The organism is Leeia speluncae (assembly GCF_020564625.1).
Taxonomy (GTDB): domain Bacteria; phylum Pseudomonadota; class Gammaproteobacteria; order Burkholderiales; family Leeiaceae; genus Leeia; species Leeia speluncae.
Genome location: NZ_JAJBZT010000002.1, coordinates 481667 through 501544 on the forward strand (window position 1 = coordinate 481667; position 19878 = coordinate 501544).

Below are 19878 nucleotides of genomic sequence, written 5' to 3' on the forward strand. Positions count from 1 at the left end.
TTATGCTACTAGTCACTAGCAAAAAACGGTTTACTAGTGACTAGTTTGTGGTTTTGCTAGATACGCATTGGCATCACAACATAACGGAACTGCTGATTTTCTGGTTCTGTCACCAGTGCACTACCATTGCTGTCAGAAAGCGCAATCTGCATTACTTCACAACTACTGTGGTTTAACGCGTCCAACAGGTAGTTGATGTTAAAGCCAATATCTAGTGGATCGAAACCATATTCGATATCCAACTCTTCTTGGGCTTCTTCTTGTTCGTTGTTGGCAGACTGAATACGCAGACTGTTGTTAGCCAACATGACACGTACGCCACGGAATTTTTCATTCGAAAGAATCGCGACACGTTGTAATGCTTGTAGCAACTGCAAGCGTTCAATTCTGAAAATCTTGTTGTTATGCAAAGGAATCACTCGGTTGTAGTCCGGGAATTTTCCTTCAATCACTTTTGATAACAATTCAATTTTGCCAAACGTAAAGCGAATCTGGTTACTGCAGATTTCAATCTTTACAGGATCATCTACTTCTGCCAATTGCTTTACCAATTCCAACACGGTTTTGCGTGGAATGATGGCTTCAGCACGTGGGCCTTCATTACTTGTTTCAGTTTCTACAAAAGCAAGACGATGACCATCTGTTGCCACTAGTTTCATGCTTTTGTTTTCACTTACCAGATACAGGCCATTCAGGTAATAGCGAATATCTTGGTTAGCCATGGCGTATTGTACTTTTTGCAGCAATGCCTTTAATTGGCTTTGCGGAATTTCAATGCAAGTCAGTACTTCGCTGTTCAGTTGAACTTGTGGCAAATCTTCTGCAGGTAAGGTGTGCAGATTAAAACGACTTTTACCACTTCTGATGGTCAGTTTGTTTGCTTCGGTTTCTAAACGAACAGACTGGCTATCAGGTAAAGCTTTCAAAATGTCTAACAGCTTCTTTGCGCTGGTTGTAAAGCGCATATCGTCTGTTTGGTTCTCTAGTGTGTCAGTTGTCTGAATCTGAATTTCCAGATCCGTTCCTAACATACGCAAGTTGTTGCCCTGCTTTTCAATCAAGACGTTAGAAAGAATCGGCATAGTGTGCCGTTTTTCGACAATACCGGTAACGGTTGCTAACGGTTTGATGAAAGCGTCTTTGCTTGCCTCGATAATTGCCATATCAAATAACCTTTTTAAAAGATTTGATAATGATTAATAAGGGTAATGCCCTGCTGTGGATAACCCACTTTTTCGCTTGTATTTCAACTACTTGCTGATACTTCAAACATTGCCTGCATCTTGTTTCAAACCTGTGGATAATTTGTGGCTCTTTTTTTCGCCAATTTTTTATCCCGGGTTATTCACAAACTATGCAAAAAATTATGCACGTAGCCTGTTAGCAATTTTTTCACTTAAAAATCAAGTATTTATATAATTGCTATGGCCATCTGGTTAGCAGCGTGGCCGTTCCGCTGTCGCTTAATAGCGTTTTCCATTGGATAACTCAATTAAGCTACATGATGCATGTGACAACGATTGTGACGAACATAATCCATCATCACTAAACCTTCACCAAACAAATGGTTTACCCACTTGTTTGATAAAGATCTGTATTAATTCTTCAGAATTTGAAGCAACACGTTAAATTCGTGTGCTAATTCTGGTTCACTGCCTCTTAGTTCTGCAATCTTGCGGCAAGCATGTAACACCGTGGTGTGATCTCGTCCGCCAAATGCTTCCCCAATATCGGGTAGAGACAATTGGGTTAATTCTTTAGCCAATGCCATTGCCACTTGCCTTGGACGTGCCACATTACGTGTTCGTCTGCTCGAATGCATGTCAGCGACTTTAATCTTGTAAAAGTCAGCAACGGTCTTTTGGATGTTATCAATACTGATTTGGCGGTTTTGTACCGCTAACAAATCTTTTAATGCTTCTTTTGCTAGTTCCAAGGTCACTTTCTGACCAGTGAAACGGGAATAAGCTAATACGCGTTTGAGTGCGCCTTCTAATTCACGCACGTTAGAACGAATATGCTTTGCGATAAAGAAAGCTGTATTTTCATCCAACAGTACACGTTCGCTTTCTGCCTTCTTCAGCAAAATAGCGACCCGCATTTCTAATTCCGGTGGTTCGATGGCAACCGTTAATCCCCATCCAAAACGGGAGATTAAGCGATCTTCCATGTTCTCGATCTCACGCGGGAACGTATCGCAGGTAATAATGACTTGTTTATGCGCTTCAATTAATGCATTGAAGGCATAGAAAAATTCTTCTTGCGTCCGGTTTTTACCAGAAAAGAACTGAATATCATCGATTAACAACACATCTAACGAATGGTAGTAACGCTTAAACTCATCAAATGCTTTATGTTGATAAGCTTTTACCACATCACCCACGTATTTTTCGGCATGGATGTAGCGAATCTTGGCTTGTTTGTTATGTTGTTGAACAAAGTTACCAATTGCTTGTGCTAAATGCGTCTTGCCTAAACCAACACCACCGTAAACAAACAGCGGGTTATACGCAACGCCTGGGTTATCTGCTACCTGCATGGCCGCAGCACGGGCTAGTTGGTTGGCTTTACCATTCACAAACGTTTCGAATGTGAAGTTCGGATTCAGTCTGGAGTATTCATCAACTAAAGGTCTTCCTTTGGTTGGTGTACTACTTCCGGTGGCCGGTTCTAATGGCGGCCCACCTTTATTACTTCCCACAATGGCAGGTGCTGAGGGCTTTTTACCATTGCTTTCAGTCGCCTCTGGTTTGGCTGCCGTTTTTTTAGCAACGGCAACTACGAGCTCAATTTCACGAGGCGCTTCAAAATATTCTTGCGCTAGGCTAGCAATGCGGCCAAGGAATTTATCCTTTACCCAATTGAGCACAAAGCGGTTAGGAACCAATAGACGAAACCCGTCCTCCGCGTCTTCAATAGAAAGCGGCTTGATCCATGTATTGAATTGTTGGGGGGTCAATTCTGACTCGAACACCGCCAGACAAGAAGACCAGAAAACAGCAGATTCAGACATGTATGCAAAAAATGGACAAGGTAGTTATCATTAGTTATTCAATGTGTACTTGCTGTGCAACATATCATCACACTTGTGTATGATACCGACCGAATTCCGCTGCAAGCCTTGCTTTATCCGGCGTTAACCCATTGGCACATGCCAATTGTATAGAAACTATATGTGCAACTTATCATTGTAGCCCGTTTAGCTAGTGTTATCCACCGTTTAAGTCAAAAATAGACCTTGACAGAACAAGTCATTACAGAGGAAAATCGAATATTTGCTTAGTAAAGAAACGTAAGGAATACCGCAATGAAACGTACCTATCAACCGTCGGTTGTTCGTCGTAAGCGTACGCACGGTTTCTTGGTTCGCATGCGTACCAAAGGTGGCCGCGCAGTGATCGCTGCTCGTCGCGCTAAAGGCCGCGCTCGCCTGGGTGTTTAAGCCTACAGGCCAGCATTACCGCTTTCCGCGGTGCTACCGGTTAACCAAAACGGATGAATTTTCATCCGTTTTTGGTTTAAGGCGGTCACACCATGGTCATTTTTTTCAGTTACTCTACAAATCGTCCACGTTAAGTGAACCAAGGCTAGGCGTAGTGGTAAGTAAAAAAGTGTCGAAAGCGGCGAACAAAAGAAATTATGCAAAACGTTTGTGCCGGGAGTTTTTTCGACTAAACCGGCCACAATTTGCAGGCTTTGATATTATCTTGCGTGTCAAAAAGCAGATCGAAAGATCTGATAGTTTGCAAGCAAGGCAAGAATTAATGAACCTGTCGCGAAGGCTAAAACGCGTATGACACGTTTGCTGCTGCTTTTGATTCGTGCATATCAGTTGCTGGTCAGCTCATGGCGACCAGCAACTTGTCGTTTTTATCCTTCCTGCTCTTCGTATGCCCAGCACGCCCTGATCAAACATGGTGCGATCAAAGGCAGCTGGCTTACGCTCAAACGCATCCTTCGATGCCATCCGTTTTCTGCGGGTGGTCACGATCCTGTCCCTTGATCTGTCGCCAACCAATAGGTTAGACCATGGAATTCAAACGTCTCATTCTGTTTATCGCCATTTCGATTGCTACGCTATTTTTGTGGCAAGAGTATCAGGTGAAAACAAACCCAGCGTTGTTTGCTGAACAGCCTGCTTCTGCAGAAAAAACAAGCTCTGCGCCAGCTACATCTAGCGCCCCAGTGGTGCAACCAGAAGCAACAACACTAGAAAATGGAAGCCGAATCAAGGTTAAAACCGATTTGATTTCAGCTGAAATTGACACCGTTGGCGGTGATATCCGTCACCTAGAGTTGTTCAAGCATTTGGCAGACAATGGTAGCAAACAGCCATTTGTATTAATGCAATCGACTAAAGAGGCAACTTACGTTGCACAAAGTGGATTTACTAATGCAGGTTTTCCAAATCACAAAACGCATTTCACAGCAGCTGCAACGAATTATGCATTGGCAGAAGGCCAAGATAAACTGGTTGTGAAGCTAGATGCGCCAGCTGAAAATGGTATTACGGTGAGTAAGTTAATGACTTTCCATCGTGGCAATTATGCAATTGATGTGACTTATCAGATCAAAAATGATTCTGGTAAACCAATTACACCAAATGCTTACTATCGCATTTTGCGTGATGGTGCAGACCCAGCTTCAAACATGATGTTTTCTTCTGCTTTCCATGGCGCAGCGGTATATACCGAACAGAAGAAATACCAAAAAGTTAGCTTTAGCGACATCGACAAAAACAAAGAAAACTTTGTTACTCGTTGTAGCACCGGTTGGGTAGGTATGGTTCAACACTACTTCATTAGTGTTTGGTTACCACCAGCTGCTAAAGATGCTGCTTCTGACGATTGTGCTAAAAATGCTGACCGTACTTTCGAGCTGAAAAAGCAATCTAACGGTTTGTACTCGATGGGTACGATTGTGAATTTACCAGCAGTTGCTGCAGGTAAAACACAAGATTACACCGTGCAATTGTACTCTGGCCCTGAAGACAGTGCGGCAATGGATAAGGTTTCACCTAGCCTAACACTGACTAAAGACTATGGTATTTTCCGCATTTTTGCTGATCCACTATTCTGGTTATTGGTGAAATTGCATGCATTGGTTGGCAACTGGGGTTGGGCAATTATTCTGCTGACCGTGCTAATTAAAGCGGTGTTCTATTACCCGTCTGCTGCAAGTTACCGCTCAATGGCAAAAATGCGTGATATCGCACCTCGCCTACAAAGCATTCGCGAGAAGTTTGGTGATGATCGTCAGAAACAACACCAAGCAATGATGGAACTGTATAAAACAGAGAAGATCAATCCATTAGGCGGTTGTTTGCCAATGTTGATTCAGATTCCTGTGTTTATGGGCTTGTACTGGTGCTTGTTGGGTGCGGTGGAATTACGTCATGCACCTTGGATGTTCTGGATTCAAGATTTGTCTCATGCGGATCCATACTACATCTTGCCGTTGATTATGGCGGTTTCTATGTGGTACCAAACCACCTTGAACCCACCACCTGCAGATCCAATGCAGGCAAAAATGATGAAGATTATGCCGCTTATGTTTAGCGTGTTCTTCTTCTTCTCTCCAAGCGGTTTGGTGTTGTACTGGTTGGTGAACAATATCTTGTCGATCATTCAGCAAAAAGTGATCTACAAAACGATGGGTAGTAAAAAGTAATTTGCATCGTTAGATGAAAAACGGCCACGAAAGTGGCCGTTGTCGTTTCTAGGCGGTAAAATTCATTATTCACTAGTTCAATTAGGATGGAGTTTGCATGTTGCAAACGGATACGATCGCAGCAATTGCTACCGCACCTGGCCGCGGTGGCGTAGGGGTTATACGCATTTCCGGTAAAGATTTATTACCGTTTGCTCAGGCAATTTCCGGTAAGCAACCAGAACCAAGAATGGCGACGTTAGCAGGGTTTCGTGATGAGGATGCCAGCTTAATTGACAGTGGTTTGGTGCTTTATTTCCCTGCCCCTCATTCATTTACCGGTGAAGATGTGATCGAACTGCAAGGGCATGGCGGGCCTGCGGTTTTGCAGAGATTACTTAAACGCTGCGTAGAATTGGGGGCCAGATTAGCTGAACCTGGTGAATTTACCAAACGTGCTTTTATGAACGATAAACTAGATTTAGCCCAAGCTGAAAGCGTGGCGGATCTAATTGAAGCGAGTTCTGAAGAAGCGGCGAAAAGTGCAATGCGATCACTTTCTGGTGAGTTTTCTAGCCAAGTAAATACCTTGGTAGAAGGCTTGATTAACCTTAGGATGTTGGTGGAAGCGACCTTAGATTTTCCGGAAGAAGATATCGATTTCTTGGAAGCGGCAGATGCGGCAGGCAAATTAACGGCGTTGCGTGAGCATCTTTCACGACTTCAACGTTCTGCTGGGCAAGGTAGATTACTGCGTGATGGCATGAATGTGGTGTTGGTAGGTCAGCCGAATGTGGGTAAATCGAGTTTGATGAACCAGTTGGCGGGTGATGAAGTGGCGATTGTGACCGATATTGCCGGGACAACACGAGACACTTTGCGTGAGTTAATTCACCTAGAAGGGATTCCGCTGCATTTAATTGATACAGCGGGCCTGCGAGATACGGTCGATACGGTGGAGAAAATTGGGATTGAGCGTACTTGGGCGGCGGTAAACAAAGCAGATTTAGTCCTGTTGTTAGTTGATGCACGAAACGGTGTAACGGCAGAAGATGAAGAAATTCTGGCAAAATTGCCAGCCGTTCCTCGATTAACCGTTCATAACAAGATTGATCTTTCTGAACATGGGTTAAGTGAAGAAGTACGCGATGGTGAGTGGCATGTTTGGTTATCTGCAAGACAAGGCCAAGGTGTAGATTTATTGCGTCAACGATTGTTGCATCAGGCTGGTTGGCAGGCGGGTGAAGGGGTGTTTATGGCACGTGAACGCCACCTAATTGCGATTCAAATGGCGGCAGAGCATCTTTCTCTTGCAGCGGCGGCGGGCCATCAAATCGAATTTATTGCAGAAGAACTCCGCTTAGCCCAGCATCAGCTATCTTCCATTACGGGGGAATTTACTGCGGATGATTTGTTAGGCGAAATTTTTAGTCGCTTCTGTATTGGAAAGTAACTCCAATTCTAAGCCGTTCCAACGAAATCTAATATCACCCATTAAAGCCGCTTGTTTACTTGTTCTGACGTTCTTATAATGTCCAAACGATACTAGCTAGAGCCAACGATTCTTATGTCCAAGTTTATGTACAAGTAAACTTGGACATGGAAAAAGTGACTAACTTGGACATAGGGGCAAGAAATGGCGCTGTCAGATACAGCTATCAAGGCACTAAAGCCACAGGAGAAGGTTTATACCGTCACCGATGACCGTGGCTTGTATGTAGAGGTTTTCCCTACTGGTGGTATTGTCTGGCGCTACCGCTATCGGCTAAATGGGAAGTACGAAAAGCTAACCCTTGGCAAATATCCTGCCCTGTCCTTAAAAAACGCCCGTATCAAACGTGATGAAGCCGCCGCAATGGTCGCCCAAGGGCAGTCGCCAGCTAAAGAAAAGCAGGCCATAAAGGAAGGAAGCAGCAAAGAAACAACCTTTGCCGAGTTTGCGGAATATTACTTTGTAAACTTCCAGATGAAAGAGCGGAAAGATTGCACGATACCGCGCAGAGTGTTGGACAAAGACTTATTGCCGTTTCTTGGACATAAGCGAATCAGCGAGCTAACACCTGAGGATGCTAGAAAAGTCATTTGGCGGAAAAAGGATCAAGGTTTTGATGCCGCCGCTGCCAATGTTCATGGCCTACTAAAGCGGATATGTGATAAAGCAATCGCCAAGGGCGTTATGGCTGCCAATCCTATTAGCGCGTTACCTGCACGGCATGTACACAAGCAAGTATCAAGAGACCGTGCACTGACTAGTCAAGAGATAAAAGCCTTCTTGAACGCGGTTTATAACTCCAATATCAGGCGTCAATTCAAGCTGGCCTTGCATATCTGCTTACTTACCCTTGTTCGTAAGTCTGAGTTGCTTCTTGCTAGGTGGGAGAACGTACACTTGGACATAGCAGAGTGGCATATTCCCGCTGAGCAATCCAAAACAGGTAAGCCACACATCGTTTATCTTTCCAAGCAGACAATCAGCCTGTTTCAAGAACTAAAAATGCTGGCAGATGATAGTGAGCTTGTATTGCCTGGGCGAGGCAGTCTAACCAAACCATTTGCCCACAATGCGATCAACAATGCGCTAAAGGTATCCATGCGCGGGGTGGATATACCTTCCTTTACTGTCCATGATCTGAGAAGAACAGCAGCCACTATGCTAAACGAACAAGGCTATTCTTCTGATGTTGTGGAGAAATCTTTAAATCACACACTGCCAGGTATAAGGGGCATTTATAACCGTGCTGAGTACGCAAGCCAACGCATAGAAATGTTGCAATATTGGGCTGATTTTCTCGACTCATTACGAACACATGGGGCGGCTGTACTCTCATTCCGGCAAGCCTAAGCAGCACCAGCAAGCGCGCATAACCTTGCCCTAATCTCGCCCTTGCCGTAACAATGCATGTTGAAAAATGTTGAGATTTGATTCACTTTAGCCAATGGCTGAACCTGATAAAATTTGAGATTGAACTTCAGAAAACTTTAGTTTTGAACCAGATATAACTGAGTTTGCCGCGCCTAGATAGGCCAATCGAAAACGGGTTTACCCTGACCCGCTGGCGCGGTATCCACATACAGGGATACGCAAAGGGTGCGTTAGATGAATAGAATCCTGACAGACGACGAAGTTGATGAAATACAAACTGCCAAAATCGAAAGACTTGAAGCAGAAAGCTGGAAAGCTATTAACCCACTTTGGCGGTTAGTTGATCCGCTGAGTGTTAGGCAAGCCGCCTCATTAATTGCAGGCTTTGATCCGAACATTGTGATTTTTAACGTCAGTGATGATATATGGTTCGAGCGTGACGGGTATAGGGATAGTGATGGAGTAGGATGGGTTCAGACAGCTTATACCGCGCTTGTAAATGCAATAAATGCAGGCAAACTAGCAGCAACTATTAGGCATAATGCTAGACAAGCAGACTGGGACGAATACCCTTCTATTAATGAGGACGAAAGGGTACTCGATGAAAATATGCAATTTTCGCCGCGAATTTTGTTTTGCAAAAGCCCCGACTGGAGCAAAACCACTGTCGAAATTGATAACTTGCGAAAATGGCTAAAAGAAAAGGGGATGAAATCCGGCTTTTTCTTCCCAGATGAAAGTGCGATAGATAGTGTGCCAGGCTATCTCGATCCAGATAATCCAAGATACTCAAGAAAGCTGGCAGCCGCTGTGCAAGCATGGCTTGCGGTAACTGCCAGTATTGAGGCTGGCAATCCCCTCAAACGATCAGCAAAGCAAACGTTAGATGCATGGCTAAAAAGGCATGCGAATGAATTTGAGCTTACAGACGATGAAACCGGCCTGCCAACCCCTAAGGCAATGGAAGAATGTAGCACGGTAGCCAACTGGGATACCAAAGGCGGAGCACCATCTAGTAGCTAACCTACCCCCTAGTTACAACCCGCATGGATGCTAGGTTTATCCTATAAGAGGTAACTGCTTAGCGAAATATTAGCCTGTTACCTCCCCCTAGGTTCCATGAAATTCTATGGGTTAGTTTTCGATAACTTCCCGTCTTATTCCACCCTCACAGAATCGCCATCATTGCCCCATGCCTCAACGAACCGAGGCTTTCTTATCAAGGGGTAATTATGAGCAACACACCAATCCAAATCATCCGCCGCCCTGCTGTTGAAACCATGACAGGGCTTTCCCGTGCCACGATCTACGACAAGCTAAACACCAAGTCACCACGGCACGACCCATCGTTTCCCAAGCAAATCAATCTTGGTGCTGATGCCGTGGGCTGGCTAAAGCACGAGGTAGAGGCATGGATTCTTGCCCGTGTAGAACAAAGCCGTAAAGCAGCGTAAGAGGTAGATCATGCAAAACAGAACCTATCTCAATCTATCGTTTTACATTGCTGATGGTGCGCTACTGCAAACCGATCATCCCATCCATTCAGCCCCTTTTCACAGCAAGGTTAGGCCTGTTACAGACGAGCAAATGCAAGGGGATGGGTTTGCCTTGTGTCAGAGCTATATCAACAAAGATGGCACGCTAACCCGCTATTTCCGCCAAGGTGATGAACTGATGTTCTTTGAAGTGGTGGAACCAGGCGGAGAGATGCTTTCTGTACTCTTGGAATGTGAGGCGACCTTGCCCCATGCCCTACAAACCATTCAGCACTTTGAATGGGCATGGTCGATTACCGATGCACGGATAGAGCAGATCATGCACGCCTATCATGGCGATCAATCACCAAGGAAAAAGCCTAATGTCACAGGTCAGCAAGCAGATGTACTAGAGGCAATTCGTAAGGCTAAAGGGGGCATTCTCTCGTTAGAGCTAACGGCTAACCAATCTATACCTCAGGCATGCGCCCGTGTGTGTGAGTTACGGGATATGGGTTTTCAAATCAGAACAAACCTGCAATCTAGCGTTATTTTCCGTGGAAAAGTAAGACATCACGTAGCCCTATATACGCTTGATAGCCCTGAATGGCTCCAACCAATGCCAAAGGAGGCTGCATAAATGCTTGAACCTATGCAAGCCTTGCTTGATAATGGCGGCTCTCTCAAACACAAGCGGCACGCCAAGGCCGTGATTTTACAGCTTGGCACACTACCCCGTCAGATTATGGGCGGCTTGCGTATTGTCGCAGGCGGTCTGCCATCTATGGGGGTGTCGGTACGCGGTAACGCCCCGACTGTCTTGTGCAGTGAGAGCACCCCCACCCGCTTTATTGCAGCGGAAAAATCTCTCAAACACAAGGAGGCGTAAGCCATGTCTAGCAACACAATCACAGCCATCGACAATCTACCTTGCATGACCCTAGCCAACGTGATGAACATGCTATGGGACAAGAGCAAATCAAGCCTAAGCTACGAGGAAACCAAATGGTTTTCTAATGCCGTATACGAGGCAGAACGACTATTTGCCAACCAAATGAGCACCATAGAGGGCTTGGCCTGCTTGGTGGCTGATGACCACAACACCGGATCGTTTCAGGATAAGCAAAGCGTTTCTAGCTTGCTTTTCAGCATTGCCCAAACCATGGAAGCAGGCAAAACCCTATTGGATGTATCACTTGCCGCGCAATTTCAACTAGATGCGATGGAATGTGCGCGTAATCGCGGCAAGATTGGGGGCAATCATGAGTAACCCCCAAATAGATTTTCAGCGGATCCGCGCCATCGCATGCGGCAACTGGAAGCAAATATTAACGGATGCGGGATTGCATCAAGCCTATCTGACAGGTAGGCATACACCCTGCCCGTTTTGCGGGGGTAAAGACCGTTTCCGCTTCATTGATTCGGGCAAGTTAGGCACATGGATTTGTAGCCAATGCCAGCCAGAGAACGGAGATGGCTTTCAGCTACTGGCTAGGGTACTGGATTGCGATATTAAGGGGGCGTTCCTATATGTTGCCCGTGCATTCCGTTTGATTACCCCTAGCCCGTCAGAATCGCCCCGTAAAGCGTTTATCCCATGCAAGGCGGCTAACGATACCACCACAGCAGAACAACGCCACCAGCAGGCTAAAAAGGCGGCAGAGAAAGCCCAAGGGATATGGCAGCAAGGCCACCCGATAACCAGCGGCTCACCTGTCGGCCTGTACCTCAAAAGCCGTGGGCTGATGCTGGATGCTTACCCTGATTCGCTACGCTTTCATACAAGCTTGGATTACTGGCAAGTGGGGGCAGATGGTAAGCCGGAGAAGCTAGGCAATTACCCTGCCATGATTGCCCGTATCGAGAACCCCGCGGGTGAGCTAGTGGGCTTGCATATCACCTATCTAACGCCACACGGCAGAAAAGCAGACGTACCCAAGCCAAAGAAGATTACCCACGGGACAGACCTGCAAAACGCCGCTATACGGCTTTTTCATGCAAATAGCACCTTGGGTATAGCAGAGGGCATAGAAACCGCGCTAGCGGCTTATCTGATGGCGCAAATGCCAGTATGGGCGGGTATCAGTGCATGGGGGATGGAAAACATTGTTTTACCGTATGTTGTGAAAGAGGTAGTGATATTTGCCGACCATGACAAGGCGGGAGCACATGCCGCCAATATGCTGGCTATGCGCTTAATGACCAAAGGGCTAACCGTTCGCATCCTTACCCCTACCGAACAGGGGCAGGACTGGAACGACCACTTGCAGCAACTACAAGGGAGGGCGGCTTAATGGAGTACGTAGACGACAAAACCCTAAGCCTGTTTGGTGATGATACACCAGCCCAAGCAGATGCAGCACCAGCCCTGCCAAGTTTGCCAATGCTGGATGTAGCCGCTACCCCACCCGTGAATGCCCTGGACGTGGAAAGTGATGATCAAACCATCGAGCGGCTGGCCTCATTATCCGAATTGCAGTATGAGCGGGTAAGAGAGGCGGCGGCAGCTAAAATTGCTATCCGCCCTACCATTCTGGATAAGCTAGTCAGGGCAAAGCGTAAAGAGCATGAGGCGGCAAACAGTACAGACAAAGGGCAAGCGGTAGAGTTTGACGACCCTATGCCCTGCTTATTGCCTGTTGATGGTGACGAGCTACTAACTGATGTTTGCCAGACAATCCGCCGCTACATCATTTGCGATCAGGAAACGGCGATTGCCGCTAGCCTATGGGTTTGCATGACTTGGTTAATTGATCATGTGAGCATTGCGCCAATTGCCAACATCACCGCCCCTGAGCGCAATTGCGGAAAGTCTGAAATGCTGGCCATGCTAGGCAAGCTATCCAGACGAGCAATGACCGTTTCCAATATCTCACCCGCCGCGCTATATCGTGCGGTAGAGAAATGGCGGCCAACCCTATTGATTGACGAGGCAGACGCTAGCGCAGACAACAACGAGGACTTGCGCGGCCTGCTTAACAGTGGACACACCAGAGACAGTGCATACGTGTTGCGCGTGGTAGGTGATGAACTAGAGCCACGGCGATTCAGCACATGGGGTGCAAAGGCCATTGCAGGCATTGGAAAACGTGCAGGCACGATAGAAAGCCGATCTATACCCCTTGCCATGCGCCGGAAACTACCCCATGAAACTACTGAGCGCAGACGCAGCAAACAGGCGGAGGCGTTTTTCCTAGACCTGAAAAGCCGCATTGCACGATGGACAGAGGATAACGCCGAACAAATCACCAATGTCCTACCAAGCATACCCAATGGTTTAAACAATCGAACTGCTGACAACTGGGAGCCACTACTAGCGATTGCTGATGCGGCTGGTGCTGGATGGTCAGACAAGGCAAGGAAAGCGGCGCTCAAACTTTCAGGGGTGGAAGATGCCCCAAGTGTTGATCAAGAGTTGCTAGCCGATATTCGAGATATTTTTGCAGACAAGGATGCGGACAAGATTAGCAGCAAAGATTTGATTGATGCTTTGGTTAGTGATGATGAAAAGATGTGGCGCACCTATAACCGTGGCCGTGAGATGACGCCCAAGCAATTGGTGAACAGGCTCAAGTCATTTGGGATTGGCTCAAGTGTGTTACGGATAGGTTTTTCTACTGCGAGAGGCTACCGAAAAGATGATTTTGAAGATGCATTTAAGCGTTATTTGCCTGATGTAACACTTCCAAACGTAACATTGTTACAACCCAGTAACCATGCGGGTTGCAGCGATTTTGCACACGTAACATCAAAAAACCATGTTACACATGAAAAACGGCTGGAAGCTAGTATCCATACGGGTTGTTACGATGTTACACATAGAACATCACAAAATAGCGAAATGGGGAAAAGTTACGCTAACACAGCACCAGCAAACGCCCCACAAATGACGTTACAAGCAACCGGAACAGATGGCATAGAGGTGGATCTATGAACGCCGTACAGATCATCGAAGATGCAACCTTGCATGGCTTAATACTGGAACCAAACGGCGACCGTATCAAATGCCGTGCTTTATCCGGTCAAGCAAAGGAAACTCTAACAAGGCTGACCCCTGCCATCATCCAGCACAAGGCAGAGTTGCTATCCTTGCTTGGAGATAGCACAGCCGCCAACGAGCAATTGCTAGTCGGAAGATACCCACATGCTCAAGTAAAAGCCCTTGCCCGTGGTTTGCGGATATTGTCGGTTACATACGGATGGCCGGAGGATGATTTACGATTGCTGACAGACTGGTTTACCAGAGAGCCACAAGCCGCCATCGAGTTTATTTGGGATCAGGCCATCAGATGGGAGGACATGGGACAACCGTTCTATAACCAGTAAAAGCCAAACGACCACACAGACCCGCCAAATCAGGCGGGTTTTTTATTGTCTGTTGGGGTTTTTAGAGTCCATAAAAAAGGGGGGAGTGATTGGCGTTCAGAATCGAGACCCCTCAAAACCGGGGGTGGCTGCATACGTGGAACGCCACACAAATGCGGAGCACCCTTCCGAAGCTATAGGTCTCGACTCCTCTGAAACATAGCTGAGTTATGAGCATTTTTCAAATTGCTGTGTAATCACATTTACTCAACCCAACGAATCTGCGTAGATGTTAGTAAATGTTAGTGTTCAACACCATGCACAGCACAGGGGCTAAGGGTTTTCGGAGTCCATAAAAAAGTAGATAATATCGGAGCGTTACACAAATGCATGTGTGCTATGCTTTAAACAGCTTTATAAGTTCAATGGTTCGCTGGCCGGTTGAGGGAAATAGCACCCTCGTCAGGCTAATAATCTGAAGTAAGGATGGATTGCGTCGTCCCTGACCAGCGAACCGCCCCTATCTATTACACCCATCCATCATTATTTGGAGTGCATTCTCCAAGCAATACGCGCATGCGCGCACGCGAGAGGCGACAAACCCTTGCATTGCATGGTTGAATGCTGCTGGTGCTGTATCGCCCAACCCCAAAGAAGCTCAACCCCCAATAGGGGAAGATGCCCCTGAATGAGTTTTTGGAGTCCATAAAAAAGGAAGCGTTTTTACAGCAGTACGCGCGCACGCGCGAGGGGGTACTTTACGTTTATATGTCCAAGTTTATGTCCAAGCTGTGTATTGTATGTCTGTAGATCAAGCTATTTAGCTATCTCAGAGGATTTTCTACGTTTTGTATTGGGAAGTAAGGATGCTAACTCCTCGTTTTTCTGCGGCGGTTTCTTTTGCGGTAACTGCACACGGTGATCAGTGCCGCAAAGGTGGCAATATTCCCTATGTGTCTCATCTACTTGCTGTTGCGGGTTTGGTGCTAGAGCATGGTGGCTCGGAAGACGAAGCGATTGCGGGCTTGTTGCATGACGTATTAGAAGACGTTGGGGAAGAGCTAGCTACTGATATCGAAGCGCAATTTGGTACGGCGGTACTAGAGATTGTCTCTGCATGTTCAGACTCTATTGAAGGATTGGACAGAGGTGCTGCTAGTTGGCGGCAACGAAAAGAATTGTATTTGACTAACCTTCCCAACAAATCACCTTCTGCATTATTAGTTACCGCGTGCGATAAATTGCATAATGCACGATCACTCCTTTCTGATTTTTATCAGATTGGTTTTTCGGTGTTTGATCGGTTTAATGCGGGTATGGATGCTACGCTATGGTATCAGCAATCGATTGCTTCGGCGTTAAGACAATATTATCCATCCCCTGTTTCTGACGAGTTGGCTAGGGTTGTCGATGAATTAATTCAACAGGTTCAAATGGGTTCAGTCTAGTGAGCTGGCTAAAACGCTTAAAAATCGCCTTAGGGCGATTTTTTTATTGGTAAATGAAATGATATGGATCATCGATTAAAGATGAATTCTAGCGTGTTTTGAGAGGCCGTTTTTTTCTGTGGTTTTTGCTGTTTCACGTGAAACAGCGATTGGTGAATGAGAAAACCAATGGAGAAGTCTAAACGGTATATGTGGTGAGAAGGCTTAAAAAGTTGAAGCCACCGGGGGTAACCGGTGGCTTCTGGTCCGCAACTGGCTTTTGGCCAGCAGACGGTTCGCGACTTTTTAGCTAAGTTTACTTAGCAATAAATCAGATTTCAGCAGTTTGTGCGTTCAACTTGCCCGCATGGCTTAGGCGTGAAAGTGCGGCTAAGTAGGCTTTTGCACTGGCGACAACGATATCGGTATCCGCGCCCTGCCCGTTGACGACACGGCCATCTTTATTCAGACGGACAGTTACTTCGCCTTGGCTATCTGTACCACTAGTGATGGCATTGACCGAGTAAAGTTGTAATTCGCTACCGGATTGCACAATCGCTTCAATTGCTTTGAACGATGCATCCACAGGGCCAGAGCCATTGCTTTCTGCGTGCTTCTCACCATCAGGTGAACTAATAACGATAGAGGCTTGTGGAATTTCACCGGTTTCACTATGTACGCGCAATGAAACTAATTTAAATGCTTCCACTTCTTGCTGGTGAGATTCGTTAGACATCAAGGCTTGCAAGTCTTCATCGAAAATCTCACGTTTTTTGTCGGCCAATTCTTTAAAGCGGGCAAACGCAGCGTTTAATGCTTCTTCGCTTTCCAACACGATGCCTAATGAATTCAATTTGGTTTTGAATGCATTGCGACCAGACAATTTACCCAATGTTAGGCGGTTCGCTGTCCAACCCACTGATTCTGCCGACATGATTTCGTAGGTTTCACGGTGTTTCAACACGCCATCTTGGTGAATGCCAGACTCATGCGCAAATGCATTGGCGCCCACAATGGCTTTGTTTGGCTGTACTGGATATCCAGTAATGGTAGAAACCAATTTAGAGCTTGGCACAATTTGTGTCGCATCTACTTGGGTTTCTACGCCGAAAATATCGTGGCGAGTGCGTACTGCCATCACGATTTCTTCCAAGCTAGCATTACCTGCACGCTCACCCAAGCCGTTAATGGTACATTCTACTTGGCGAGCACCACCCATTACGGCGGCCAAAGAGTTGGCAACGGCCATGCCCAAATCGTTATGGCAGTGTGCAGACCAAATGACTTTATCGCCACCTTTGGTTTTTGCGATCAATTCACGGAAGAAGGCTTCGGTGCGTTGTGGTACAGCGTAACCGACGGTATCTGGTACGTTTAATGTTGTCGCGCCTGCTTCGATCACTGCGCTAAATACACGCGCCAAGAAATCGATATCTGAACGCAATGCATCTTCTGCAGAAAACTCGACGTCATCTGTGTATTCGCGTGCAATTTTGACTGCTTTTACCGCTGCTTCCACCACCTGATCTGGTGTCATACGAAGTTTTTTCTCCATATGAATCGGGCTAGTTGCGATAAAGGTATGGATACGGCCACGGGCAGCAGGTTTAATTGCTTCGCCGGCGGTGCGTACATCTTTTTCATTGGCGCGAGCCAATGAACAGACAGTAGAATTCTTCACTACTTCAGCGATGGATTTGATGGCATCGAAATCGCCTGGGCTAGCCGCTGCAAAACCCGCTTCAATGATATCAACACCTAGTTTTTCCAGCTGACGCGCAATGCGGATTTTCTCTTCTTTGGTCATAGAAGCGCCAGGGCTTTGTTCGCCATCACGCAAAGTGGTATCGAAGATATACAAACGGTTGCTCATATGCTGGACTTTCTGTTGAGTTTCACTGCTATTAGTGGTTTCACCGATAAAATAGTGATGAATGTTAAATGCTTTTCCCATGCGGTTTGCCAACATGCCAAGCTTATTGACATGTGCAAGCGGTATGCTGCCACGTTCACGCCATTTGTAGATGGCTGAACGAGTGACTGGATCATCTGGGAAGGCTTGGATAAACGCTTCTGCCAGGGCGCTAGGGCCGCCGAAGTCACGGATTAGACGTTCGATGTCCAATTGCATGGAAGTTCCTTCAAATACTGTTAGACAAATCATATCGAGATTTGGACAGATGGTCAAACGATATTTGTCTAAAATTTAGGGTTTTTATCGATAAATAGCAAATATGCCGCCTATTTATTTCCCAAAATGTCTAATATTTAGATTTTTCCTCATTTTTAACATCAATCAGTGCGGCAAAGGCATTTAAAAGCGCATAAAACGAGGCGGCAACAATGTCTTCATGTTGTCCAATTCCTTGTGACAGCTTACCATCTGGGTGACTAAGTTCGACATAACAAACGGCATTGGCAGATGCGCCACGTTCAATCGCATGTTCTTCATATTGAATAATCTCAGCGTCTTTACTGAAATATTGATTCAGTGCGTTTAGTAGCGCATGTAATGGCCCACTCCCCTGGCTGCTCAATTCCACGATGTTGGATTGATGAATTAAGCATATTTCAAGTTGATGTGCTTTAAATTGATAAGCGCTGTCTGGGTTGAGTGCCAACAAAGGCGATGTTGGTCGAAAATATTGCTCAAATAGCTGATGAATTTGTGCTGGCGTTTGGGCAATGCCTGTCCGGTCGCTTTCTTGTTGTACAAACTGCGCAAATGCAGCTTGAAACGCACGAGGCAAGCGATAATGAAATTGCTGCTCTAGCACCCAGGCAATTCCTCCTTTGCCAGATTGGCTATTAACGACAATGACCGCTTCGTAATTTCTGCCAACGTCTTTTGGATCGATCGGTAGATACGGAACTGACCAGGGTTGATCTGGCGCTTGTGCCGCAAATCCTTTTTTGATCGCATCTTGGTGAGATCCTGAAAAGGCGGTGTAAACCAAGTCGCCAGCATAGGGGTGACGTGGGTGAACCGGTAAATTGGTAAAGGTTTCTACCGCTGTCTTGATTTCATCTATCTGAGAGAAATCTAGTTTAGGGTCTATCCCTTGTGAATAAAGATTCATGGCCAGTGTGACTAAATCTACATTCCCTGTACGTTCACCATTGCCAAATAGGCAGCCTTCAATCCGTTCTGCGCCAGCTGTAACAGCTAATTCTGCCGCGGCAACCCCTGTGCCTCTGTCATTGTGAGGGTGAACAGAAAGGTAAATGGCATCGCGGTTTGCAAGGTGCCGATGCATCCACTCGATTTGATCGGCGTAATGGTTTGGGGTGCTTAACTCTACCGTTGCTGGCAAATTTAAGATCATGGGCTGTGCTGGCGTGGGCTGCCAGCAAGCAACGACGGCTTCACAAATTGCTAATGAGAAGTCGATTTCCGTCGCAGAAAATGTTTCTGGCGAATATTGAAACACCCATTCTGTCTCTGGGTTTGCCAATGCTAACGCTTTAATTTGGGCGGTAGCTGAAACCGCCATATCGATCATTTCGGCCTTGGTTTTCTGATAAACCACCTCTCGCCATCTTGGTGCGGTCGGATTGTATAGATGAATAATTACCCTTTTTGCCCCTTTGAATGCCTCAAAAGTTTTCTCAATTAAATGCGATCTTGCTTGCGTGATGGCGCCGATGGTGACATCTGAAGGTATGCGATCTTCTTCAATGAGTTCACGAACAAACTGAAAGTCGATTTCTGAGGCGCTAGGAAAGGCAACCTCAATCTCTTTGAAGCCAATTTTCACTAATAAATTGAAAAAAGCATGCTTGGTAGCAACCGACATGGGGTTTGCTAGCGCCTGATTGCCATCTCTTAAGTCTGTACTACACCAAATGGGTGCTTGATAAATCTGTTGATTTGGCCAGTTTCTATCGGTAAATGGCATGGCTTGGAATTTTGCGTATTTATCTGCGTTCATTCTAATCTTTCTGACTAAATGTCTAATATATAAACGGTGCATTAATGAATATCTACTTAATGTAGAATTTATATTAGAAAACTAGGCAGGTAAAGTACAAATTCTAAAGTGTAGATAATAATTATGTCTAATAAATTGGACATTTGTCGGCTTCTGTAGCAAAGATCTTGGATGCGGGGCCTTAGCATCTTTTAGAAAATGAAAGAAGCGTACAAGGAAACATATCG

The 19878-nt window shown here is 46.0% G+C and carries 19 protein-coding genes; 15 read left to right on the forward strand and 4 right to left on the reverse strand.

Annotation, left to right across the window (positions count from 1 at the left end; genetic code table 11):
• Nucleotides 1-56 precede the first annotated feature (56 nt).
• Both dnaN and dnaA read right to left on the reverse strand, forming a co-directional pair.
• Complete coding sequence (gene dnaN, locus LIN78_RS05290) at nt 57-1163, reverse strand: DNA polymerase III subunit beta (RefSeq protein ID WP_227179248.1); 1107 nt, start codon at nt 1161-1163, stop codon at nt 57-59.
• Nucleotides 1164-1597: 434 nt separating this feature from the next.
• Nucleotides 1598-3013, reverse strand: a complete 1416-nt coding sequence (gene dnaA / locus LIN78_RS05295) for a chromosomal replication initiator protein DnaA (protein WP_227179249.1) — start codon at nt 3011-3013, stop codon at nt 1598-1600.
• A 294-nt stretch (nt 3014-3307) separates the two neighbouring features.
• Between dnaA and rpmH the strand changes: the two genes are divergently transcribed.
• The 15 genes from rpmH to LIN78_RS05370 all read left to right on the forward strand — a co-directional run bounded on the left by rpmH (nt 3308) and on the right by LIN78_RS05370 (nt 15740).
• Nucleotides 3308-3442: a 50S ribosomal protein L34 gene (gene rpmH, locus LIN78_RS05300; protein WP_227179251.1), complete on the forward strand. Its 135-nt coding sequence runs from the start codon at nt 3308-3310 to the stop codon at nt 3440-3442.
• Nucleotides 3435-3797: a ribonuclease P protein component gene (gene rnpA, locus LIN78_RS18380; protein WP_227179253.1), complete on the forward strand. Its 363-nt coding sequence runs from the start codon at nt 3435-3437 to the stop codon at nt 3795-3797. Before rpmH ends, rnpA begins: the two co-directional genes overlap by 8 nt.
• Complete coding sequence (yidD, locus tag LIN78_RS05310) at nt 3794-4003, forward strand: membrane protein insertion efficiency factor YidD (RefSeq protein WP_227179255.1); 210 nt, start codon at nt 3794-3796, stop codon at nt 4001-4003. Before rnpA ends, yidD begins: the two co-directional genes overlap by 4 nt.
• A 26-nt stretch (nt 4004-4029) precedes the next feature.
• Nucleotides 4030-5670, forward strand: coding sequence for a membrane protein insertase YidC (gene yidC / locus LIN78_RS05315; RefSeq protein WP_227179257.1), 1641 nt, complete (start codon nt 4030-4032; stop codon nt 5668-5670).
• Nucleotides 5671-5767: 97 nt separating this feature from the next.
• Complete coding sequence (gene mnmE, locus LIN78_RS05320; protein ID WP_227179259.1) at nt 5768-7102, forward strand: tRNA uridine-5-carboxymethylaminomethyl(34) synthesis GTPase MnmE; 1335 nt, start codon at nt 5768-5770, stop codon at nt 7100-7102.
• Nucleotides 7103-7285: 183 nt separating this feature from the next.
• Nucleotides 7286-8491, forward strand: a complete 1206-nt coding sequence (locus LIN78_RS05325; RefSeq protein ID WP_227179261.1) for a tyrosine-type recombinase/integrase — start codon at nt 7286-7288, stop codon at nt 8489-8491.
• Nucleotides 8492-8746: 255 nt separating this feature from the next.
• On the forward strand, nt 8747-9535 hold the full coding sequence (locus LIN78_RS05330; protein WP_227179263.1) for a hypothetical protein: 789 nt from the start codon (nt 8747-8749) through the stop codon (nt 9533-9535).
• 209 nt (nt 9536-9744) lie between these two features.
• Nucleotides 9745-9966 (forward strand): helix-turn-helix transcriptional regulator, encoded by a 222-nt coding sequence (locus tag LIN78_RS05335; RefSeq protein ID WP_227179266.1) that lies wholly within the window; start codon nt 9745-9747, stop codon nt 9964-9966.
• A 10-nt stretch (nt 9967-9976) separates the two neighbouring features.
• A complete protein-coding gene (locus LIN78_RS05340) occupies nt 9977-10627 on the forward strand; it encodes a helix-turn-helix domain-containing protein (RefSeq protein ID WP_227179268.1) in 651 nt (216 codons plus the stop codon).
• Nucleotides 10628-10876: a hypothetical protein gene (locus LIN78_RS05345; RefSeq protein ID WP_227179270.1), complete on the forward strand. Its 249-nt coding sequence runs from the start codon at nt 10628-10630 to the stop codon at nt 10874-10876.
• A gap of 3 nt (nt 10877-10879) precedes the next feature.
• Nucleotides 10880-11257 carry a hypothetical protein gene (locus LIN78_RS05350; protein WP_227179272.1) on the forward strand — a complete coding sequence of 126 codons (378 nt, stop codon included), beginning with the start codon at nt 10880-10882 and terminating at the stop codon, nt 11255-11257.
• Nucleotides 11250-12281, forward strand: coding sequence for a DUF7146 domain-containing protein (locus LIN78_RS05355; protein ID WP_227179274.1), 1032 nt, complete (start codon nt 11250-11252; stop codon nt 12279-12281). The genes LIN78_RS05350 and LIN78_RS05355 overlap by 8 nt, the downstream gene beginning before the upstream one ends.
• Entirely contained in the window at nt 12281-13921 is a 1641-nt protein-coding gene (locus LIN78_RS05360; RefSeq protein WP_227179276.1) for a DUF3631 domain-containing protein, read from the forward strand. Before LIN78_RS05355 ends, LIN78_RS05360 begins: the two co-directional genes overlap by 1 nt.
• Nucleotides 13918-14313, forward strand: a complete 396-nt coding sequence (locus LIN78_RS05365; RefSeq protein WP_227179278.1) for a hypothetical protein — start codon at nt 13918-13920, stop codon at nt 14311-14313. Before LIN78_RS05360 ends, LIN78_RS05365 begins: the two co-directional genes overlap by 4 nt.
• An 845-nt stretch (nt 14314-15158) precedes the next feature.
• A complete protein-coding gene (locus tag LIN78_RS05370) occupies nt 15159-15740 on the forward strand; it encodes an HD domain-containing protein (protein WP_227179280.1) in 582 nt (193 codons plus the stop codon).
• A gap of 310 nt (nt 15741-16050) precedes the next feature.
• Here LIN78_RS05370 and LIN78_RS05375 read toward each other — a convergent pair whose 3' ends face one another.
• Together LIN78_RS05375 and leuA are read right to left on the reverse strand one after the other, a co-directional pair.
• Entirely contained in the window at nt 16051-17850 is a 1800-nt protein-coding gene (locus tag LIN78_RS05375; protein ID WP_227179282.1) for a 2-isopropylmalate synthase, read from the reverse strand.
• Nucleotides 17851-17980: 130 nt separating this feature from the next.
• Nucleotides 17981-19651: a 2-isopropylmalate synthase gene (gene leuA / locus LIN78_RS05380; protein WP_227179284.1), complete on the reverse strand. Its 1671-nt coding sequence runs from the start codon at nt 19649-19651 to the stop codon at nt 17981-17983.
• Nucleotides 19652-19878: the final 227 nt, after the last annotated feature.